Source organism: Clostridium estertheticum subsp. estertheticum, from assembly GCF_001877035.1.
GTDB classification, from domain to species: domain Bacteria; phylum Bacillota; class Clostridia; order Clostridiales; family Clostridiaceae; genus Clostridium_AD; species Clostridium_AD estertheticum.
The window spans coordinates 1,343,120-1,361,897 of record NZ_CP015756.1; the positions used below are offsets into that span (position 1 = coordinate 1,343,120).

18 protein-coding genes are annotated in these 18,778 nt (G+C 31.2%); 17 read left to right on the top strand and 1 reads right to left on the bottom strand.

Annotated elements, in window-relative coordinates:
* Positions 1-168 precede the first annotated feature (168 nt).
* The 4 genes from A7L45_RS06290 (at position 169) to A7L45_RS06305 (ending at position 3,931) form a co-directional block, all read left to right on the top strand.
* On the top strand, positions 169-1,134 hold the full coding sequence (locus A7L45_RS06290; RefSeq protein ID WP_071611983.1) for a substrate-binding domain-containing protein: 966 nt from the start codon (positions 169-171) through the stop codon (positions 1,132-1,134).
* A 189-nt stretch (positions 1,135-1,323) separates the two neighbouring features.
* Positions 1,324-2,145, top strand: a complete 822-nt coding sequence (gene modA, locus A7L45_RS06295; RefSeq protein ID WP_071611984.1) for a molybdate ABC transporter substrate-binding protein — start codon at positions 1,324-1,326, stop codon at positions 2,143-2,145.
* Between the two features lie 17 nt (positions 2,146-2,162).
* Entirely contained in the window at positions 2,163-2,846 is a 684-nt protein-coding gene (gene modB, locus A7L45_RS06300; protein WP_071611985.1) for a molybdate ABC transporter permease subunit, read from the top strand.
* Between the two features lie 2 nt (positions 2,847-2,848).
* Positions 2,849-3,931: a sulfate/molybdate ABC transporter ATP-binding protein gene (locus A7L45_RS06305; RefSeq protein WP_071611986.1), complete on the top strand. Its 1,083-nt coding sequence runs from the start codon at positions 2,849-2,851 to the stop codon at positions 3,929-3,931.
* A gap of 11 nt (positions 3,932-3,942) precedes the next feature.
* Here A7L45_RS06305 and A7L45_RS06310 read toward each other — a convergent pair whose 3' ends face one another.
* Positions 3,943-5,496, bottom strand: coding sequence for a hypothetical protein (locus tag A7L45_RS06310; RefSeq protein ID WP_071611987.1), 1,554 nt, complete (start codon positions 5,494-5,496; stop codon positions 3,943-3,945).
* Between the two features lie 161 nt (positions 5,497-5,657).
* On the opposite strand from A7L45_RS06310, the gene A7L45_RS24050 reads away from it, so the two are divergent.
* The 13 genes from A7L45_RS24050 (at position 5,658) to A7L45_RS06370 (ending at position 18,590) form a co-directional block, all read left to right on the top strand.
* Positions 5,658-5,783: a hypothetical protein gene (locus A7L45_RS24050; RefSeq protein WP_257786567.1), complete on the top strand. Its 126-nt coding sequence runs from the start codon at positions 5,658-5,660 to the stop codon at positions 5,781-5,783.
* 486 nt (positions 5,784-6,269) lie between these two features.
* Positions 6,270-7,091, top strand: a complete 822-nt coding sequence (nifH, locus tag A7L45_RS06315) for a nitrogenase iron protein (RefSeq protein WP_071611988.1) — start codon at positions 6,270-6,272, stop codon at positions 7,089-7,091.
* 49 nt (positions 7,092-7,140) lie between these two features.
* Complete coding sequence (locus tag A7L45_RS06320; RefSeq protein ID WP_071611989.1) at positions 7,141-7,467, top strand: P-II family nitrogen regulator; 327 nt, start codon at positions 7,141-7,143, stop codon at positions 7,465-7,467.
* 14 nt (positions 7,468-7,481) lie between these two features.
* Entirely contained in the window at positions 7,482-7,865 is a 384-nt protein-coding gene (locus A7L45_RS06325) for a P-II family nitrogen regulator (protein WP_071611990.1), read from the top strand.
* A 23-nt stretch (positions 7,866-7,888) separates the two neighbouring features.
* Positions 7,889-9,487 (top strand): nitrogenase molybdenum-iron protein alpha chain, encoded by a 1,599-nt coding sequence (nifD, locus tag A7L45_RS06330; protein ID WP_071611991.1) that lies wholly within the window; start codon positions 7,889-7,891, stop codon positions 9,485-9,487.
* Positions 9,487-10,857 carry a nitrogenase molybdenum-iron protein subunit beta gene (nifK, locus tag A7L45_RS06335; RefSeq protein WP_071611992.1) on the top strand — a complete coding sequence of 457 codons (1,371 nt, stop codon included), beginning with the start codon at positions 9,487-9,489 and terminating at the stop codon, positions 10,855-10,857. The genes nifD and nifK overlap by 1 nt, the downstream gene beginning before the upstream one ends.
* Before the next feature lie 24 nt (positions 10,858-10,881).
* Positions 10,882-12,207 (top strand): nitrogenase iron-molybdenum cofactor biosynthesis protein NifE, encoded by a 1,326-nt coding sequence (nifE, locus tag A7L45_RS06340; RefSeq protein ID WP_071611993.1) that lies wholly within the window; start codon positions 10,882-10,884, stop codon positions 12,205-12,207.
* Between the two features lie 16 nt (positions 12,208-12,223).
* The gene (nifB, locus tag A7L45_RS06345; RefSeq protein ID WP_071611994.1) at positions 12,224-14,842 is read left to right on the top strand and encodes a nitrogenase cofactor biosynthesis protein NifB; all 2,619 of its coding nucleotides are present in this window, start codon (positions 12,224-12,226) and stop codon (positions 14,840-14,842) included.
* Positions 14,839-15,147: a 2Fe-2S ferredoxin gene (locus A7L45_RS06350; RefSeq protein WP_071611995.1), complete on the top strand. Its 309-nt coding sequence runs from the start codon at positions 14,839-14,841 to the stop codon at positions 15,145-15,147. The genes nifB and A7L45_RS06350 overlap by 4 nt, the downstream gene beginning before the upstream one ends.
* A gap of 39 nt (positions 15,148-15,186) precedes the next feature.
* On the top strand, positions 15,187-16,224 hold the full coding sequence (locus tag A7L45_RS06355) for a homocitrate synthase/isopropylmalate synthase family protein (RefSeq protein WP_071611996.1): 1,038 nt from the start codon (positions 15,187-15,189) through the stop codon (positions 16,222-16,224).
* Positions 16,217-16,951 (top strand): beta/alpha barrel domain-containing protein, encoded by a 735-nt coding sequence (locus A7L45_RS06360; protein ID WP_151553339.1) that lies wholly within the window; start codon positions 16,217-16,219, stop codon positions 16,949-16,951. The genes A7L45_RS06355 and A7L45_RS06360 overlap by 8 nt, the downstream gene beginning before the upstream one ends.
* A gap of 82 nt (positions 16,952-17,033) precedes the next feature.
* Positions 17,034-17,660 carry a Fe-only nitrogenase accessory protein AnfO gene (gene anfO, locus A7L45_RS06365; protein ID WP_071611997.1) on the top strand — a complete coding sequence of 209 codons (627 nt, stop codon included), beginning with the start codon at positions 17,034-17,036 and terminating at the stop codon, positions 17,658-17,660.
* Between the two features lie 27 nt (positions 17,661-17,687).
* Positions 17,688-18,590 carry a hypothetical protein gene (locus A7L45_RS06370; RefSeq protein ID WP_071611998.1) on the top strand — a complete coding sequence of 301 codons (903 nt, stop codon included), beginning with the start codon at positions 17,688-17,690 and terminating at the stop codon, positions 18,588-18,590.
* Positions 18,591-18,778 lie beyond the last annotated feature (188 nt).

Sequence of the window (18,778 nt, forward strand, 5' to 3'; positions counted from 1 at the left end):
ATTAATACAACAAACATCTTCTGATTATTGATTTTATAATCTAATAAGTATAATATATAAATAAAATGTAGATTACAAATCACATATTTATATAACAAGTAAGGATAATTTTTGAGTCTATGTGTAATTTTTAAATATGGGAAGACCATATATGGGGAGGCTGAAAGAGTGGAGAAATATTCTGCATTAACTCCAATAGAAGTTGCGGAGATACTTAAAATATCAAAGAACACAGTTTATGAATTGGTAAAAAGAGGAGAGCTTAATTCATATAAAGTTGGCAATAAATTAAGAATAGAAATGAAGGACATTGAAGAATATAAAAATAAGTCTAAAAGACTTCAAAATACTAAACAAAGTAATGATGAAGGAATTAATTCTTATAATTCGATTGAGAGCCAATATGGATTAGAAAAAATTCAAAAAAATTATGGCTTTGTTATATGTGGTCAGGATATTATGCTAGATATATTATCAAGACATTTACAACAACATACTAAAGGGTTTCAGGCACTTAGATCTTATATTGGTAGTTATGATGGATTATATGCACTTTATCATGGTAATGTTCAAATTGCTACGTCTCATTTATGGGATGGTGATACAGGGCAGTATAATGTACCTTATGTAAAAAGAATGCTTCCTGGAATACCTGCAATAATAGTTCATCTTGCTAATAGGATGCAAGGATTTTATGTTCAAAAGGGTAATCCTAAAGAGGTAAAAGGATGGGAAGACTTAAAACGATCAGAAATTATTATAATAAACCGAGAGATAGGTAGTGGGACAAGAGTATTATTAGATGAACATTTAAAAAAGCTTGGAATAGATGGTAATAATCTATCTGGTTACGATAGAGAATGTTTTTCACATCTTGCAGTAGCGAGTACTGTTGCAAGAGGGGGAGCTGATATAGCTATTGGAAATGAAAAAGCTTGCCAGCAGGTAAATGAAATTGATTTCATTCCATTACAAACTGAAAGTTATGATCTTGTAATTAAGAAAGAGGATTTAGACAAGCCTCGTTTTCAAGCTGTATTTCAAATTATTAGGTCAAAGGAGTTTAAACTCGAACTAGAAGGTATAGGCGGATATGACCTTAAAGATATAGGGGTTATAACTGCGGAGACCTAATGAACTAAAAAGTGATTTAGCATATACGCTAAATCACTTTTTAGTTCATTATTATAAATTATTTATAAAAAATAGTTGAAATATTCAGTGAATTAGGATACAATAAAAAACAATAAACACAACGTAACATAACAAAACATGACAGAACATAATAGAACACAATAGAAATATATTTATAGGGGGAAGAAAATGAAAAAAAGAGTAAGTTTTGTATTAACTATGTTCCTAATTACATTCACATTGGCAATGACGGGGTGCGCTCAAAAGGCTAAAACAGCTGAAACACCAGTTCAACCAGCTGCTCAAAAATCAGTTACACTTACAATTTCAGCTGCTGCAAGTTTAACAGAGGCCATGGGGGAAATAAAAACACTTTATAAAAAGGAAAAACCCAATGTTACAATAAATTATAACTTTGGTTCTTCAGGAATTTTACAACAACAAATAGAACAAGGCGCAAATGCTGATTTATTCTTTTCGGCGGCTACAAAACAGATGACTGAACTTGCGAAAAAAGGGTTGCTGATTGACTCTACTAAGGTTAATCTATTAGGAAATACGGTGGTACTTATAACCAAGAGTGATTCTACATTAGGTATTAAGGATTTTAAAGATTTGAAAAACAGTAATATCAAAAAAATTGCTTTGGGAGAGTCTAAAACTGTTCCTGTAGGACAATACTCAGAGGAAATATTGACATCTTTAAAAATTCTTGATAAAGTGAAAGCAAAGGCTGTTTATGGAAAAGATGTTAAAGAAGTTTTATCTTGGGTAGAATCAGGAGATGCAGATGCCGGAGTTGTATATGGCACGGATGCTAAGACTTCTAAAAAGGTAAAGGTTGTAGCTGTCGCTGGCAAAAAATTATATAAAAAGCCAGTGGTATATCCAGTTGCTGTAATTAAAGCTAGTAAAAATATAGATGATACTAAAGCGTTTTTAAAATATTTATCTAGTGATAAAGCAAAAGCAGTGTTTGTTAAATATGGTTTTAGCTTTCTTGTAAAATAAGTTAGGAGTTGGAGTGTATGTCAGAATATTCACCATTATGGATTTCCATAAAAACCTCTATTACAGCTACTTTTATAGTGTTTTTTATTGGTATCGCAGCGGCTTGGTTTATGGCTAGCTATAAGGGACGTGCTAGGGGGATATTAGATGGGATTTTGACATTGCCAATGGTACTTCCTCCAACGGTTGTAGGATTTATATTACTTATGATTATAGGAAAGAATTTCCATATAGGAAAGTTATTAAGTAGATTTGGAATTAATATAATATTCACATGGTATGCTACAGTTATAGCTGCAACTGTAGTTGCCTTTCCTTTAATGTATAGGACTTGTGTTGGTGCTTTTAGGCAAATTGATGTTAATGTTATTAATGCAGCAAGGACCCTTGGGGTATCAGAGCGAAAAATTTTTTGGAAGGTAGCTGTACCACTAGCTTGGCCAGGAATTGCCGCAGGTACAGTCTTGTCATTTGCAAGGGCACTTGGAGAATTTGGAGCAACTATAATGATTGCTGGAAGTATTCCTGGTAAAACGCAAACAATACCAATTGCAATATATTTTGCTGAGGTAGCAGGAGAAACTAGCAATGCCATTAAATGGGTTATATTGATATTTATAATATCTTTAACAGTAATGGTTGCTAGTGATAAATGGGCTGAGAAGCAAATGTTTATAGTATCATCTGCTAGGAGAAAATAATTATGAGTTTAGAAGTAGATATTATAAAAAAACTACAAGGATTTGAACTTAAAGTTAAATTTAAGGCTGATAATTATACATTAGGTTTTTTAGGATCGTCTGGGTCAGGGAAAAGCATGACGCTAAGATGTATTGCGGGAATTGCAACACCTGATACAGGGCGAATAGTGTTAAATAATCGTGTGTTATTTGATTCAGAAAAAAAAATAAATATGCCAATACGAGAAAGAAAGGTTGGTTTTCTTTTTCAAAATTATGCTCTTTTTCCTAATATGACAGTAGAAGAAAATATTGGTTTCGGGCTTATTAAAAGGATTTCTAAAGTTGATAAAGTTAATAAAATTAGTAAGAAAATTATGGACTTACAGCTTAATGGAATGGAAAAAAGATATCCATATCAATTGTCAGGAGGGCAACAACAAAGAGTTGCACTTGCAAGGGCTCTTGTTGTAGACCCTGAAATATTACTTCTTGATGAACCATTTTCAGCACTAGATGAGCACCTTAGGAATAACATGATTATTAGGCTGAAGGAGGATCTTAAGGAATTTAAGGGAACTTCAATTTTTGTTACACATAACATGGAAGAAGCTTATCAATTATGCAATAATATAATAATAATAGCAGGAGGAAAGATTGATGCTGTTGGTCATAAGGACGTTATATTTAATAATCCACCAACGCTTTATTCTGCTAAATTAACAGGTTGTAAAAATATTTCAAAGGCTAGGAAAATTGAACCTAATATAATAGAAGCTGTTGATTGGGGATGCAAAATTACATTTAATTATGAAATAGAAGGCGATATAACATATATAGGAATTAGGGCTCATTATTTAGAAATCTGTGAAGAAGATGAAGTCATTAATACTTTTAATTGTTGGGTTGTTTTTACTAGTGAGGCTTTATTTAGAATAAAAGTATATCTTAAATTTGGTAAGCCTATACTAGGTGAAAAAGATTATAATATAATGTGGGATATTTCAAAGGAAGAATGGGATTTAATTAAACAAAAACCACTTCCTTTAAAAATAAGAATTAATACGGATAAAGTTATAAAAATCAAGAAAAGCATATCAAATTAAAAGGTCACCTATTAAAGGCGACCTTTTTCTAATTCATCGATTATTTCTAATTCTACCAAGTCTATATTTGTTTTTCCTATATATCCAAATTTAAGCTGATTAGTTCTTATAAAGTTCATTGCCTTGTAATAGGTTGCGTGATTCATAAAACCGGGATAGAAAAACACATAATCGCAATTAGCTAAAACACTAGTATCAAAATTTTCACTAAAGCCGTGCAACGTTCTAAGCTCTGGATATTTTTCTCTGAATCTTCTTCTCCAGTCTTTAGCACCACCTATGATAATAATATTAAAATTTGATATGTAATCTGATAATGACTTTGTTTGCGCAAGCGGGATATAATCATTGTTTATTTTAAATACATATTCTCGTAGACCATTTAATTCAGTTCTATATCTTTTCTCAACTAATAATTGGTTTTCAAGATCAGTGATTCTATTTTGCATTTCCACAACTTCAGAATTATGTGTTTTATTTACTTTATTTATCTGAATGTTTAAAGTATCTTCAAATTTTGTATTTTGTTTCTTAGAAATCATTAACTTATTTGATATATCTTTATTTGTCAGATTAACAATATTTAAATTATCATCTAAAGTGTTTATTTTAATAAGTAATGTTTCTTGATTATTTTCAAAATATAGGTTCTTAGATTTTTTATATTCATTAATTAAAGATTTTATAAAAATGCCATTTACAAGAACTTGAAGTATCACTTTAGGGTCCAAAGAAGTATATCCCATTTTAATATAGGATAATAATATTTCATCAATATTTAAAAAGTTCGAATCGGAGAATAAATGATTAACATCAAGTTTGTTAATAATGAAAATATTCTCAAGAATTCCACCTGATTCTTCAATAATATTTATATTGCTGTTTAAAATATCTTTAAAACTATTTATTTTGCCATACTTTCTCTTGAGTAATGCTTTGATTTCTTGAAGCTCGTTTTTATGTACTTCTAATTCCTTCGTTATGTCTCTTGTCATGGGATCACAAAACTCAAATGTTTTTATATCATTAATAATTGATTCAAAAAAACCTTGATCAACTTCACTTGCAGTGCGATATATACCAAAATAAAAGTATATTGCGGCTTCTAGCCTTGCTTCTGTTTTCATTGTAACTTCATCCATTAGATGGTATTTTTTAGTTAACTCTCTTTTTTCATGCTTTTTAACAGCATTAAATACTACGCAGTAGTGTTTTCTAAGTAATTTAATTATAGTGTTTCTTAAGTTATAATCATTCTCCGCAATTAAAAGAACACCAAGTGCTTTTCTTCCTTCAATTTCTTGCTCAAGTGTACCTTGTGTCATAATAATATGCTTTGCACAGGAAGAATTTTTAACAACTTCATAATATTTAATTTTATCAAGAAGATACAATTTATTAATATCTTTTTTCATTTCAGGGTTTCTAATGATTGCTATGCTTACATTTGCTAATATGTAATTTGAAAGAACATTCTCAGGGACATTCCAAGTTTGACCTATCATTTTTGAAAAATTTCCAATATTTAAATTTACTACATTTGAGTTATCTTTAATCAAATCCAATTATAGAATGCCTCCTTTACTATATCATTATTAATTGTGTTAAATATAATGATAGTGTATATAGCGTATTATAAAGCTAATATTAGGATAAATCAACAACATAATAACATTTAGAAATGACATGAAGTTAGTTAAATAAAACCAGATTACATAAGAAAAACATGGCAACGATTGCAAAATTAATCAATTCATATGGCAACGATATCATAACAAAAAATGATGGAATTGCAAGAATTATTATAAAAAACTTGCAAAAAAGGCTTGACTATATATCAAAAAGACAGTAATATAAATAAAAATAACCTATTAAAAAAGAGTAAAAATGAGTATAAATATATAAATACAATTCATTTGTTTCAAAATTTAAACAAAAAATATTTTATTTAAAACTAATAATTAAATCACATAAAGTAAATATTATGGTTATGATAAGATTTCAAAAAGATCATTTAGAATAAAACATAAAGAAATACTGGCTTTTTATCTATAATAACACTAATATAAATGATTTTACGTGTTAAATGTTCGCAATTTTCAGAATTAAATTGAATAATAATAAATTTCTCAAAAAATACAATATTTAAACTTCTGAAATAAAATAAATTATAACTTTATAAAACAGTCATTTATATTTTATAAAAGTCATAAACATATTAAAACTATTTTTAAACAAAATGATTTTTAGATATTCAAAAAACTCATTTTTAATTTGGTAAATACTTTACTTCAAATAAATTTGTGGTAAAGAATTATATATATGAGGAGGAGTTAATATGAGACAAGTAGCAATTTATGGAAAAGGTGGTATTGGAAAATCTACCACAACTCAAAATCTAACAGCAGGTCTTGCAGAAATGGGAAAACAAATCATGGTGGTTGGATGTGATCCAAAAGCAGATTCAACTAGACTTCTTCTTGGTGGTCTTGCACAGAAAAGTGTTCTTGATACATTAAGGGAAGAAGGCGAGGAGGTAGATCTTGACTCAATATTAAAGCCTGGTTATAGAAATATAAGATGTGTTGAATCAGGTGGCCCAGAGCCGGGTGTAGGTTGCGCAGGACGTGGAATTATTACTGCAATTAATATGTTAGAAAGTTTAGGTGCGTATACTGATGATTTAGATTATGTATTTTATGATGTTTTAGGTGATGTTGTCTGTGGTGGGTTTGCAATGCCAATGAGAGAAGGAAAAGCTCAAGAAATATATATAGTTGCAAGTGGTGAAATGATGGCACTATATGCAGCAAACAATATTGCAAAGGGCGTACTTAAATATGCTAACAGTTCAGGAATAAGACTTGGTGGAATAATTTGTAATAGTAGAAATGTAGATAAGGAAATAGACCTATTAAAAGCATTTGCAGAAGAACTTGGAAGTCAATTAATATATTTTGTGCCAAGAGACAATATGGTTCAAAGAGCTGAAATACACAAACAAACTGTAATAGAATTTGATCCAGAGGCAGGACAAGCGCAGGAATATAGACAACTTGCTAAAGCAATTGATGAAAATAAGATGTTTGTTATTCCAAAACCAATGTCTCAAGAAAGATTAGAAGCAATATTAATGGAACATGGGTTAATGGATATCTAATTAAGTATATCTAATTCATTATAACAATATAGATAGGGGGAATTAAACGATGATAATGATTAAAGCAGTAATTAGACCAGAAAAAGTAGGTATTGTTCTCTCAGAGTTATGTGATGCTGGTTTCCCAGCAGTTACAAAGATAGGTGTAGTTGGACGTGGTAAGCAAAGAGGAGTTAAGGTCGGAGATGTATATTATGACGAAATTCCAAAAGAAATGTTAATGCTAGTAGTTAGCGATAATGATAAAGATGATGTTATAAAAATTATAATTAGAAGTTCAAAAACAGGAGAAAAAGGTGCTTTTGGTGATGGAAAGATTTTCGTAAGTGATGTAGACGAAGTATATACCATAAGTTCTGGAAATTCTGGATTATAAGGAGGGCCAATAATATGAAGGAAATAACAGCTATCATTCGAATGGATATGGTTAATAAAACAAAAGAAGCTCTTCTTAAAATAGCAGTTCCTTCTATGACTGCAATAAGGGTTATGGGAAGAGGAAAGAAAAAAATAGCTTATGAATTATTTCAAAATGCATTTAGTGAGGATGAAGGACTACCTCCAATAATCGCTGAGCAATTGTCTGAGATGCACAGATTAATGCCAAAGAGAATGATAATACTAGTTGTAGAGGATAAAGATGTACAAAATACAGTAAAAACTATTATAGAAGTAAATCAAAACGGAAATCCAGGAAATGGAAAGATATTTGTAGCTACGATAAATGATGTGGTTACAGTAAGAACCGGAAAAACTGGAATAGAAGCTATTTAATTAAATAAAGCGAGGTGAAGTATATGAAAGAATTTATGGATAAAGTGCTTGAAAAATATCCTGCAAAAACATTTAAAAACAGAAAACAACATATAGTTATTAAAAAAGCGGAGGATGATTTATTATCAATTACAGCGAATACTAGAACAATTCCAGGGATGATAACAAGCAGGGGATGTTGTTATGCAGGCTGTAAGGGCGTTATACTCGGGCCAATAAAGGATATGGTTCATATAGTTCATGGACCTATCGGGTGTTCTTATTATACTTGGGGAACAAGGAGAAATAAGGCGAAAACTGAACCAGGAGGTCAAAACTATATAGAATATTGTTTTTCAACAGATATGCAAGAAAGCGATATTATATTTGGTGGTGAAAAGAAATTAAGACAAGCAATAAAAGAAGCAGTAGAGATATTCCATCCGACTGCCATAACAATTTCAGCTACATGCCCAGTAGGACTAATTGGTGATGATATAAATGCAGTAGCGGCTGAAGCAGAAAAGCTTTATGGAATTCAAGTTTTAGCTTTTAATTGTGAAGGATACAAAGGTGTAAGTCAGTCAGCTGGACATCATATCGCTAACAACAATTTAATGAGAAGTGTAATTGGTACAGGAACTAAAGCTCCTACTAAAAAACATTCTATAAATTTGTTAGGTGAGTATAATATTGGCGGAGATGGCTGGGAAGTTGAAAGAGTATTCAAAAAAATAGGTTATGAAGTAGTATGTGTAATGACCGGTGATGGTAGTTATGAGGACATAAAAAATGCTCATACAGCTGATGTTAATTTAGTTCAATGTCATAGATCTATAAATTATATAGCTGAAATGATGGAGACAAAATACGGAATACCTTGGATAAAAGTTAATTTTATAGGTGTTAGTGGAATTACTGAGACTTTAAGAAATGTAGCGCTTTATTTTGATGATAAAGATCTTATAGAAAAAACAGAAAAGGTAATTGCAGAGGAAATTGCTGCAATAGAAGGACAAATGCAATATTATAAAACAAGACTTGAAGGAAAAACAGCATTTTTATATGTTGGAGGTTCAAGGTCCCATCATTATCAAACGCTTCTTCATGACTTAGGTATTGAAACTGTAGTTTCAGGTTATGAATTTGCCCACAGAGATGATTATGAGGGTCGCGAAGTTATTCCTGATATAAAACTTGATGCAGACAGTAAGAACATTGAGCACTTAACAGTTGAAAAAGACGAAAAGAAATATAGAACTATTATATCTCCGCAGAGATATGAAAAACTCAAAAATGAAATACCTTTAGCTAAGTATGACGGCCTTATAAAAGATATGAAGAAAGATGCTGTAATAATTGATGATTTAAACCATTTTGAAACAGAGCAATTAATTAAACATTTAAAACCTGACATGTTTTTCTCGGGAATTAAAGATAAGTATGTAGTGCAAAAGATGGGGGTAACGTCAAAGCAATTACATTCATATGATTATTCAGGACCGTATGCAGGATTCAGAGGAGCAGTAGTTTTTGCAAGAGAGCTTACATCGGGAGTACATACTCCTGCATGGAGATATGTTACCCCACCGTGGAAAGTAGAACCACTATTAGAAGGAAAAGTTATTGGAGGTGATGAGTAATGTTAGATTTAACTACGAAAGATGTCGTTGAAAGAAAAGCTTTAAGAATTAATCCTGCAAAAACTTGTCAACCTATTGGGGCTATGTATGCAGCACTTGGTGTTCATGCATGTTTACCTCATAGTCATGGGTCCCAAGGATGTTGTGCTTTTCATAGAATGCAACTTACAAGGCATTTTAAAGAGCCAATAATGGCATCTACAAGTGCATTTACAGAAGGAGCATCGGTTTTCGGTGGAGGAGCAAATTTAAAAACTGCTATAAAAAATATATTTGAACTTTATAAACCGGATATAATAGCAGTTCATACTACTTGTTTATCAGAGACTATCGGTGATGATTGTAAAACAATGATTTTTCAAGCTGAGGGTGATATTCCAGAGGGTAAACATGTAATTCATGCTAGTACTCCAAGTTATGTAGGTTCACATATAACTGGATTCTCAAGTATGGTAAAAGCTTTTGTTACTTATTTATCTGTTAATAGCGGCAAAGAAAATGGAAAAGTTAATCTTTTACCAGGATTTGTAGATCCAGGTGATATGAGAGAATTAAAAAGGATTCTTAGTGTTATGGGAATTGACAATATTCTTTTCCCGGATACTAGTGGTGTTTTAGATGCACCTATGACAGGTTCTTTTGAAATGTATCCACTTGGTGGAACAACAGTTGATGAAATTATTGATGCTGGAAATTCAAAGCTATCAATAGCACTTGGTTCATATTCTGCCGAGGCTGCTGGGATAGAGCTAGAGAAAAAATGCAAAGTACCTATGAAAACTTTAGCTACTCCTATTGGAATTGAAGCTACAGATAGATTGATGACAGAACTATCTCTATTCTCAAATAAAGATGTTCCAAAATCTATAGAAGAAGAAAGAGGGCAACTAGTTGATTTAATGTTAGACAGTCAAGCTTATTTTAATGGTAAAAAAGTAGCTATTTATGGAGATCCAGATATAGTTACAAGTTTAGCCGAATTTGTAATAAGTCTAGGCGCTATTCCAAAGTATGTAATTACAGGAACACCAGGAGAGACTTTTGTAAAAGAGGTTAATGCAATGCTTGAAAAAAATGGTATAGAGGGATCTACAGTTAAGGCTGCAGCTGATTTATTTGAACTTCACCAATGGATGAAAAATGATCCAGTAGATTTATTAATGGGTAATACTCATGGTAAATTTATTGCAAGAGCAGAAGATGTTCCATTTGTAAGAGTTGGTTTCCCAATACTCGATAGATATGCACATCAGTATTTCCCAATAGTTGGATATAAGGGTGCTATTAGATTAATTGAAATGATGTCAAATGTCATATTAGATAAAATAGATAGAACATGTCCTGAGGAGGATTTTGAATTAGTAATGTAAATTAATATTCGTGGAGGTGATTATATGAAAACAGAATTACTTAAAGAAAGAGAAGACTCAGTTTGTTATAACTCTAAAAACAAAGGAAAAAAGATGAAGTGTGATGGCAATAGCGTATCTGGCTCTGTAAGTCAAAGGGCTTGTGTGTACGCGGGTGCAAGGGTTGTATTAAATCCCATAACAGATGCGTTTCATTTGGTTCATGGACCTATTGGATGCGCTGCCTATACTTGGGATATAAGAGGAAGTCTAACTAGTGATTCTGAAAATTACAGAAATAGTTACTCCACGGATATAAGAGAAAAAGATGTTATATTTGGGGGAGAGAAAAAACTTGCTGCTGCTATCGATGAGATAGTAGTAGCACATTCCCCTAAAGTAATATTTGTATATTCAACTTGTATTGTGGGTGTAATTGGTGATGATATTGATGCAGTCTGTAGAATGGCAGAAAGCAAATATAATATTCGAGTTATTCCAGTTAAAGCACCTGGGTTTTCAGGAAATAAAGCAGTAGGATATAGAGCCGCTTGCAATGCAATATTAAATCTTATGGGTGAGAATAATGAGCCAAAGGTTTTAGGAATAAATATTTTAGGTGATTTTAATTTAGCCGGAGAAATGTGGATTATTAAAAATTATTTTAAAAGAATGGGTGTTAAAGTAGTTGCAAGAATCACAGGTGATAGCACAACTGATGAGATTAAAAAGGCACCAACAGCTAGTCTAAATATAGTGCAGTGTGCTGGATCTATGCATTACCTTGCAAATCAAATGACTGAAAAATTTGGAATACCATATATTAATGTTAGTTTTTTAGGACTTGCGGATATTAAGGCATCTTTAACAAATGTAGCGCAGTTAAGTAAGGACAAAAAAATTATAAAAAGAACAAAGGAACTAATTGAAACTGAAGAGAAACAAATTGAAGAAACATTAGCTTATTACAAAAGGAGACTAATAGGTAAGAAGGTTGCTATATATGTAGGTGGTGGATTTAAAGCTATTTCACTTATTAAACAATTTAGAGAACTTGGAATGGAAACTGTTATGGTAGGAACTCAAACTGGTAAGGAAGAGGACTACGATATTATAAAAAAAATAACTAATGAGGGAACGGTAATTTTAGATGATACCAATCCAGCAGAACTTGAAAGATTTATACTTGAGAAAAATGCAGATATTTTAGTTGGAGGAGTTAAAGAAAGACCGCTTGCTTACAAACTTGGAATTGCATTTTGTGATCATAATCATGAAAGAAAACATGCACTAGCGGGATTTGAAGGAGCTGTTAACTTTGCAAAGGAAGTAGATTTAACAATCAATAGTCCAGTTTGGAAACTTATATAAAACAGGAGGTGTTAATATGGAAATCAGAAATTCGGTGAATTTGAGTGTTAATCCTTGTAAGATGTGTATGCCACTTGGTGGTGTGATGGCACTTAAAGGAATTGAAGAAAGTATGGTAATTCTTCATGGATCTCAAGGGTGTAGCACATATATTAGGCGCCACATGGCAACTCATTATAATGAACCAATTGATATTGCATCGTCTTCACTTACTGAAGATGGAACAATTTATGGTGGTGCTAAAAACTTAAAATTAGGACTTAAAAATATAATTAAATTATATAATCCCAAAATTATTGGCGTTCTAACAACTTGCCTTGCAGAAACTATCGGAGAGGATATTGGACGTATAATTATAGAATTTCAAGAGGAGAATCCTGAAACTAGAGATATTAAGATTATTCCAATATCAACACCTGCATATTCTGGTACCCAAGCTGAAGGCTATTATAAAACACTTAGAAGACTCGTTGAATATTTAAGCATGGGTGATATAAAAACTAAAAAAATTAATATAATTGCTGCTAATATAAATCCAGGAGACATAAGGTTATTAAAAAGTATTTTAGATCTCTTTAAGGTAGAATACACAATATTACCAGATGTATCAGAGACATTGGATGCAGGCTACAATAAAAAGTATAATAAAGTTCCAGAGGGTGGTACTAGTCTTCGTGATATAGCTTTAATGGGAGGAGCCGTCGCAACAATAGAGATGGATTGTAGCGCTGAAATCGGATCTACTGCTGGAGATTATTTGTTTGAAACTTTTGGAGTCCCAATATTTAAGTGTGCAGTGCCAATAGGGTTAAAGGCAACAGATGTATTTATTAATTTAATATCACAAATCAGTGGAAAACCAGTGCCTAAGGTATTAGAAAAGCAGCGGAGTCGTTACCTTGATGGAATAATTGATTCACACAAATATAATGGAGAAGGACGAGCTATTATTTTTGGAGAACCGGAAATTGTGTATGCAGTTACATCATTATGTGTTGAAAATGGAATAACACCACTACTTATAGCCACTGGTTCTAAAAATAAAATTTTAAAAGGTAAATTAAAAGAACTTACAAAAGATCTTGATAATCAACCTATTATTATTGATGATACTGATTTTGAAATTATTGAAAAACATGCAAAAGAGCTTAAGGCGAATTTATTAATTGGTGATTCCAATGGAAGACGGATCGAGAAAAAATTAGGAATCAAATTAATAAGAATCGGATTCCCAATTCATGATAGAGTTGGTGCTCAAAGGGCAGTTAATGTGGGATATTATGGTTCACTAAGATTTTTAGATGAAATCACTAATTCTATATTAGAAAGAAAAGAAAGGGGCTATAGGCGAGATATGTATGATAAATATTATGATAACGGAAAAGATGAAGATAAGTCTAATGCTCAGGCGCAGGTTAAAAAGATAATCAGTATGGAGGAAAAAACAAAAAGTCACCCATGTTTTAATGGCTGCGCACATGATAATGCAAGGATACACATTCCAGTAGCTCCAAATTGTAATATAAGTTGTAATTATTGTAGTCGTAAATTTGATTGTGTAAATGAGAGTAGACCTGGAGTTACAAGCTCAATATTATCTCCAGTTCAGGCCTTGGAAAGATTCAAAGAATTCAAAGGTAAACTTAAAAATCTTACAGTTGTTGGGATAGCGGGCCCTGGAGATGCATTAGCTAATTTTGATGTAGTTAAAGAATCCATCCAACTAATAAAGAAAGAAAGTCCTGATATAACGTTTTGCTTATCTACTAATGGATTAATGTTACCTTTTTATGCAAATGAAATATTAGAACTTGGTGTTTCACATATTACTATTACTATAAACACAGTAGATCCAAAGATTGGAGTTAAGCTTTATAAGGAGATTAACTATCTTGGGGTGAAGTATACGGAGATTGATGGAGCAACTATTTTACTACAAAATCAGCTCTCGGGTCTTAGATATCTTACGTCGAAAGGACTTATTTGCAAGGTAAACATCGTTTATGTAAAAGGTGTTAATGATATTGGAATTGAGGATACTGTTAAAAAGGTTAAAGAGTGTGGAGCATTTATGACAAATATTATGCCTATGATAAATGCACCAGGAAGTGTTTTTGAAGACATTAAAACGGTAAATAATGAAGACTTGCTCGCTATGAGAAAGAAATGCGAAATAGATCTTAAACAAATGTATCATTGTAAACAGTGTAGAGCAGATGCTGTAGGAACTCTTGGAAATGATATATCTCAAACAGCAGGAGCGATAAAATCTTCCGCTACGGATGAAGTTAAACCAATTAGATTTGCAGTGGCATCTAAATCAGGACTTAATGTGGATCAGCATTTTGGACATGCGCAGGAGTTTTATATATATGATTTTACAAATGGTGATGCAACATTTATTGAAAAGAGAAAAATACCTAAATTTTGTACAGGTGCAGAGGATTGTGATGATAGTCATGAAGATAAGATAGATTATATAATAAAAACAATTGATGACTGCTCTGGGGTTCTTGCTCTTAGAATTGGAGATATACCTAAACAGAAACTTGAAAATAAAAATATAGAAGTATATCTATTATGTGATGAAATTAGAAATGGAATTAGAAAAATAGTAGGGGAGGCAGTGTCATGATAAAACCAGAATTTCACGTTTTTGTCTGTACGAGTTCTAGAATAAATGGAACTCAAAAGGGATATTGTCATTCTAATGATTCCACTGAAATTGTAACAAATTTTATAGAAGCTATTGAGGAAAATGATATTAGTGATAAAGTAATGGTAACTAATTCAGGATGCCTTGGATTATGTAATGAGGGGCAAATAGTTATTGTATATCCTGAAGGCACCTGGTATGGAAAAGTAACACCAGACGATGTGGATGAAATTGTGCAGTCACATTTGATAAATGGAGATATAGTAAAAAGACTAGAAATATGATAAAGAATTAAATTATTTTATACGAGGGGAGTGTTATTAATGTCTATAATTATAAATGGAAAAGAAACTTATATTATTGATAGGACATTAATGAACATAACGAAAAAAAGATTTAATGAAAATGAAGTACATGAGTTCACGATGAATTTAAGAAGAATAGGGGTAGATTTCTTTGAGGTTGATGAGAGGACATTTAATATTGTAAGACCTCTGATAACATCAGAGGTTTTTATTTTTAGAATTGATAAAATTAGTCAATTGGAAATATGTAAAAGAAATGGTATAGAATATATTTTAGTTAAAGAAGAGGACTTAGAGTTTTTTAATATTAAATGTATTGAAGAAAATTATAACTTTAAAATTATATTAGAAATAGATATTAATTCTTATAAAAGCAATTTCATGAATAAGATTAATAAAAATATAGATAAATTTTTTTGCTTAAGATTTAAAGGCGAGAGTAACTGGTTAACTTACGATTATATACAAGAAAAATATAATGTAAAAACTAATATTTATGCTAGTGATAAATTTTCTATGGCAACAGCAGCATGTTTTCAGGCTATTATTAAAGGAATAGATTATATAACCACAGCTTTTTGTGGACGTGATGGGACTTATGGCACAACGCCACTGGAGGAAATATTAGTTTCTACAAAAGTTATTTTGGGTGAAGAAGTAAATGAAGATATTAGTGTTCTTAGCGTAATGAGGTTACAATACGAAAAAATAACCTACAGTAAGATACCTAACAATAAGCCCGTAATTGGTAAGGATATATTTAAATATGAATCTGGAGTACATGTGGCTGGCATTGAAAAAAATCCAATAACATATGAACCTTTTAAACCTGAAATTGTTGGAATGAAGCGTAAACTTGCTTTAGGTAAGCACTCAGGTAAAAATTCAATCCATGCTAAATTAAAAGAGCTTAATATAGAAAATAAATTTATGGAAGCAGAAATTTCAGATATTTTGGAGAGGGTTAAAAGTAAAAGCATAAAAAATAAAATGGAACTTTCAGATGAGGACTTTATAGAAATATGCAAAGGAATTAAGAGGGTACGTTATGTATAAAATAGTTGATACTACATTAAGAGATGGTGAACAAATGGCAGGCGTTGAGCTAGGTTTTGATGACAAGATTGAATTTGCTAAAATTATAGATTCAAAAGATGTATATCAAATAGAAGCTGGCACTCCTGCCATGGGTGGGGATGAAAAAAAAAGCATTGAACAATTAATGAGTCTAGGGTTAAAAAGTAAGGTTTCTGCATGGAATAGGATGAATATAAGTGATATAAAACATTCTATTGATTGCAGGGTAGATATTGTGCATATATCAGTTCCTGTATCTGATATACAAATAAAATGGAAACTTGGGAGAAATAGAGTCTGGGTTATTAATGAAATGAAGCGGAGCGTTTATTATGCTAAAGAAAAGGGCTACGAGGTTGTGGTTGGTCTTGAGGATGCTTCAAGAACATCAATCGAGTTTTTAATTCATATTATAAGGGAAGCTAAAGAACTTGGCGTACAGCGTGTTAGATATGCAGATACTGTTGGAATACTGTATCCAGATAAAATATATAAACAAATTAAACAAATCAAAAAAAACATTGATATTTCTATTGAGTTTCATGCACACAACGATTTTGGTATGGCTGTGGCAAATTCTGTTTCTGCAGTTATGGCTGGGGCAGAATTTGTAGATTCTACATTTGGAGGAATAGGAGAAAGGGCAGGTAATTGTGATTATGTTAAGTTAATAAATGCCTTAGATAAAAATAATAATTTAGTATAAATAAACACTATATTTTATTAAAATAAGGAGGAAAATTTATCAGATAAACAAAAAAACATTGATTTGATAAATAGAAAATAAAATGGAGATAGCAGTATTTCAAGATGCTTCTGGTAAAACAGAATCTATAGTTGAACCAGGTATAATTAAAGTTTACGCGGGAAGCAAGGGCACATGGAAAATAACTAAGGAGATTATCTTTAGAATAGATAATATAACTGGGATAAAAGAAATTAGAGGCAACATTATAAAAATGGCAGAAGAATTAGGTAATTGCAAAGTTTTTGTTGGGAGAGAAATAAAAGGGATGACCTACAATATTCTTGATGGAATGGGATTTAATACTTGGGAACTAGAAGGTAACCCGATGGAATTATTAGAGTTTGTATTTGAAAAAGAAATGGTCGAAGCAAAGTTAATAAAGCTGGAAAGATTAGATGATTTGAAACCTATTATTCAAAAGGTTAAGGATGGACATTATTATGTAAATCTAAGGAAAATTCAGAAAAATAATGAAAGCTTTACTTCGAAGAGTATATTGATACCATTTTTGATTACTACAATTTTTTATCAATTAGAGATAATTTGTGGTCATATACCACCCTGGTTCAATTCTGAATTTGAAAAGTTGAATTTAAAAATGGAAACGACTCATATTAGTCAAAGTGAAATTAAAGTAATGGTTTATCCTGATATTTGCAAGGAATAGTAAATATTTTATTTCGGAGGCGATAATATGAAGGAGTTTATGACTAAATATGGTATGCTAAAAGGGATAACTAGTATTGAATTTTATACTGATGGAATAATAAAGGAATGTAAATTGAGCGAGTATTGCGAGATTAACACAAGTTATGGAATTTTGGTTCCTCAATATGATGAAGAAGAAGTAAGACGTAAGTATAAAAGATCTTTATCCTTTTATAAAAATGGAAATTTACAAAGTATTTCTTTTCAAGGTGGAACGAATATAATTACAAGTGTAGGAAAACTATCAGCAGAGCTTGCGGTATTTCATGAAAATGGGGAAATTAAGCGCATTTTCCCGTTAAATGGTAAGATAACTGGCTATTGGACTGAGCAAAATGAATATGAACTTTCCGAGGAGTTAGAATTTCATTTTGAGTTTGGAAAGTTTAAGAAAAAAATTATTGGCATTAATTTTTATGAATCTGGCGCTGTAAAGAGCCTAACTTTATGGCCAAAGGATTTTATTAATGTTTTATCACATTATGGGATGATAGAGACTCGTATTGGATTCTCACTATATCCAAATGGTGCTATTAAGTCTTGTGAACCTAGAAGGCAAACTTTAATAAAGACTGTTATTGGAGAACTTCATGCATTTGATTTTGATGCTATTGGCCTTAATGCTGATACAAATTCTTTGAATTTTAAAGAAAATGGAACTATTAAATCATTGTATACATCATTAGATAAAATAACAGTTAAAGATGCTTTTGGTAGCTCGCATATTTACGAGCCAGGATTAAAACCAAATAATTTTAATGATAAAATTATGGATGTGGTGCCTCTAAGGGTTGAATTTTATCTGAGTAAAGTAAAGATTAATGAAACAGAGTACAATATAGAGAGTAACACTTTCTGCGTTGATAAGTTTGTTAGAAAATTATTTTAGGCAAATATAAATTCTAATTTAAAGCAGAAATATATGAAATTAACCTTCCTATTTTATTAATGTTGGTGTAAACTTATGGAAAGTATTGTATAAGAAAATTTAACAATTAACTAATTCTAAACAAAAAAATAACATATTCTTTACAAACAACTGATATAATAATATTATTATCAAATACATTTTCAAAT

What these genes read in the sequence shown, in the direction of transcription:
- modA (WP_071611984.1), top strand. Translation starts at nt 1,324, where the DNA reads ATGAAAAAAAGAGTAAGTTTTGTATTAACTATGTTCCTAATTACATTC.
- modB (WP_071611985.1), top strand. Translation starts at nt 2,163, where the DNA reads ATGTCAGAATATTCACCATTATGGATTTCCATAAAAACCTCTATTACA.
- A7L45_RS06305 (WP_071611986.1), top strand. Translation starts at nt 2,849, where the DNA reads ATGAGTTTAGAAGTAGATATTATAAAAAAACTACAAGGATTTGAACTT.
- A7L45_RS24050 (WP_257786567.1), top strand. Translation starts at nt 5,658, where the DNA reads ATGGCAACGATTGCAAAATTAATCAATTCATATGGCAACGATATCATA.
- nifH (WP_071611988.1), top strand. Translation starts at nt 6,270, where the DNA reads ATGAGACAAGTAGCAATTTATGGAAAAGGTGGTATTGGAAAATCTACC.
- A7L45_RS06320 (WP_071611989.1), top strand. Translation starts at nt 7,141, where the DNA reads ATGATAATGATTAAAGCAGTAATTAGACCAGAAAAAGTAGGTATTGTT.
- A7L45_RS06325 (WP_071611990.1), top strand. Translation starts at nt 7,482, where the DNA reads ATGAAGGAAATAACAGCTATCATTCGAATGGATATGGTTAATAAAACA.
- nifD (WP_071611991.1), top strand. Translation starts at nt 7,889, where the DNA reads ATGAAAGAATTTATGGATAAAGTGCTTGAAAAATATCCTGCAAAAACA.
- nifK (WP_071611992.1), top strand. Translation starts at nt 9,487, where the DNA reads ATGTTAGATTTAACTACGAAAGATGTCGTTGAAAGAAAAGCTTTAAGA.
- nifE (WP_071611993.1), top strand. Translation starts at nt 10,882, where the DNA reads ATGAAAACAGAATTACTTAAAGAAAGAGAAGACTCAGTTTGTTATAAC.
- nifB (WP_071611994.1), top strand. Translation starts at nt 12,224, where the DNA reads ATGGAAATCAGAAATTCGGTGAATTTGAGTGTTAATCCTTGTAAGATG.
- A7L45_RS06350 (WP_071611995.1), top strand. Translation starts at nt 14,839, where the DNA reads ATGATAAAACCAGAATTTCACGTTTTTGTCTGTACGAGTTCTAGAATA.
- A7L45_RS06355 (WP_071611996.1), top strand. Translation starts at nt 15,187, where the DNA reads ATGTCTATAATTATAAATGGAAAAGAAACTTATATTATTGATAGGACA.
- A7L45_RS06360 (WP_151553339.1), top strand. Translation starts at nt 16,217, where the DNA reads ATGTATAAAATAGTTGATACTACATTAAGAGATGGTGAACAAATGGCA.
- anfO (WP_071611997.1), top strand. Translation starts at nt 17,034, where the DNA reads ATGGAGATAGCAGTATTTCAAGATGCTTCTGGTAAAACAGAATCTATA.
- A7L45_RS06370 (WP_071611998.1), top strand. Translation starts at nt 17,688, where the DNA reads ATGAAGGAGTTTATGACTAAATATGGTATGCTAAAAGGGATAACTAGT.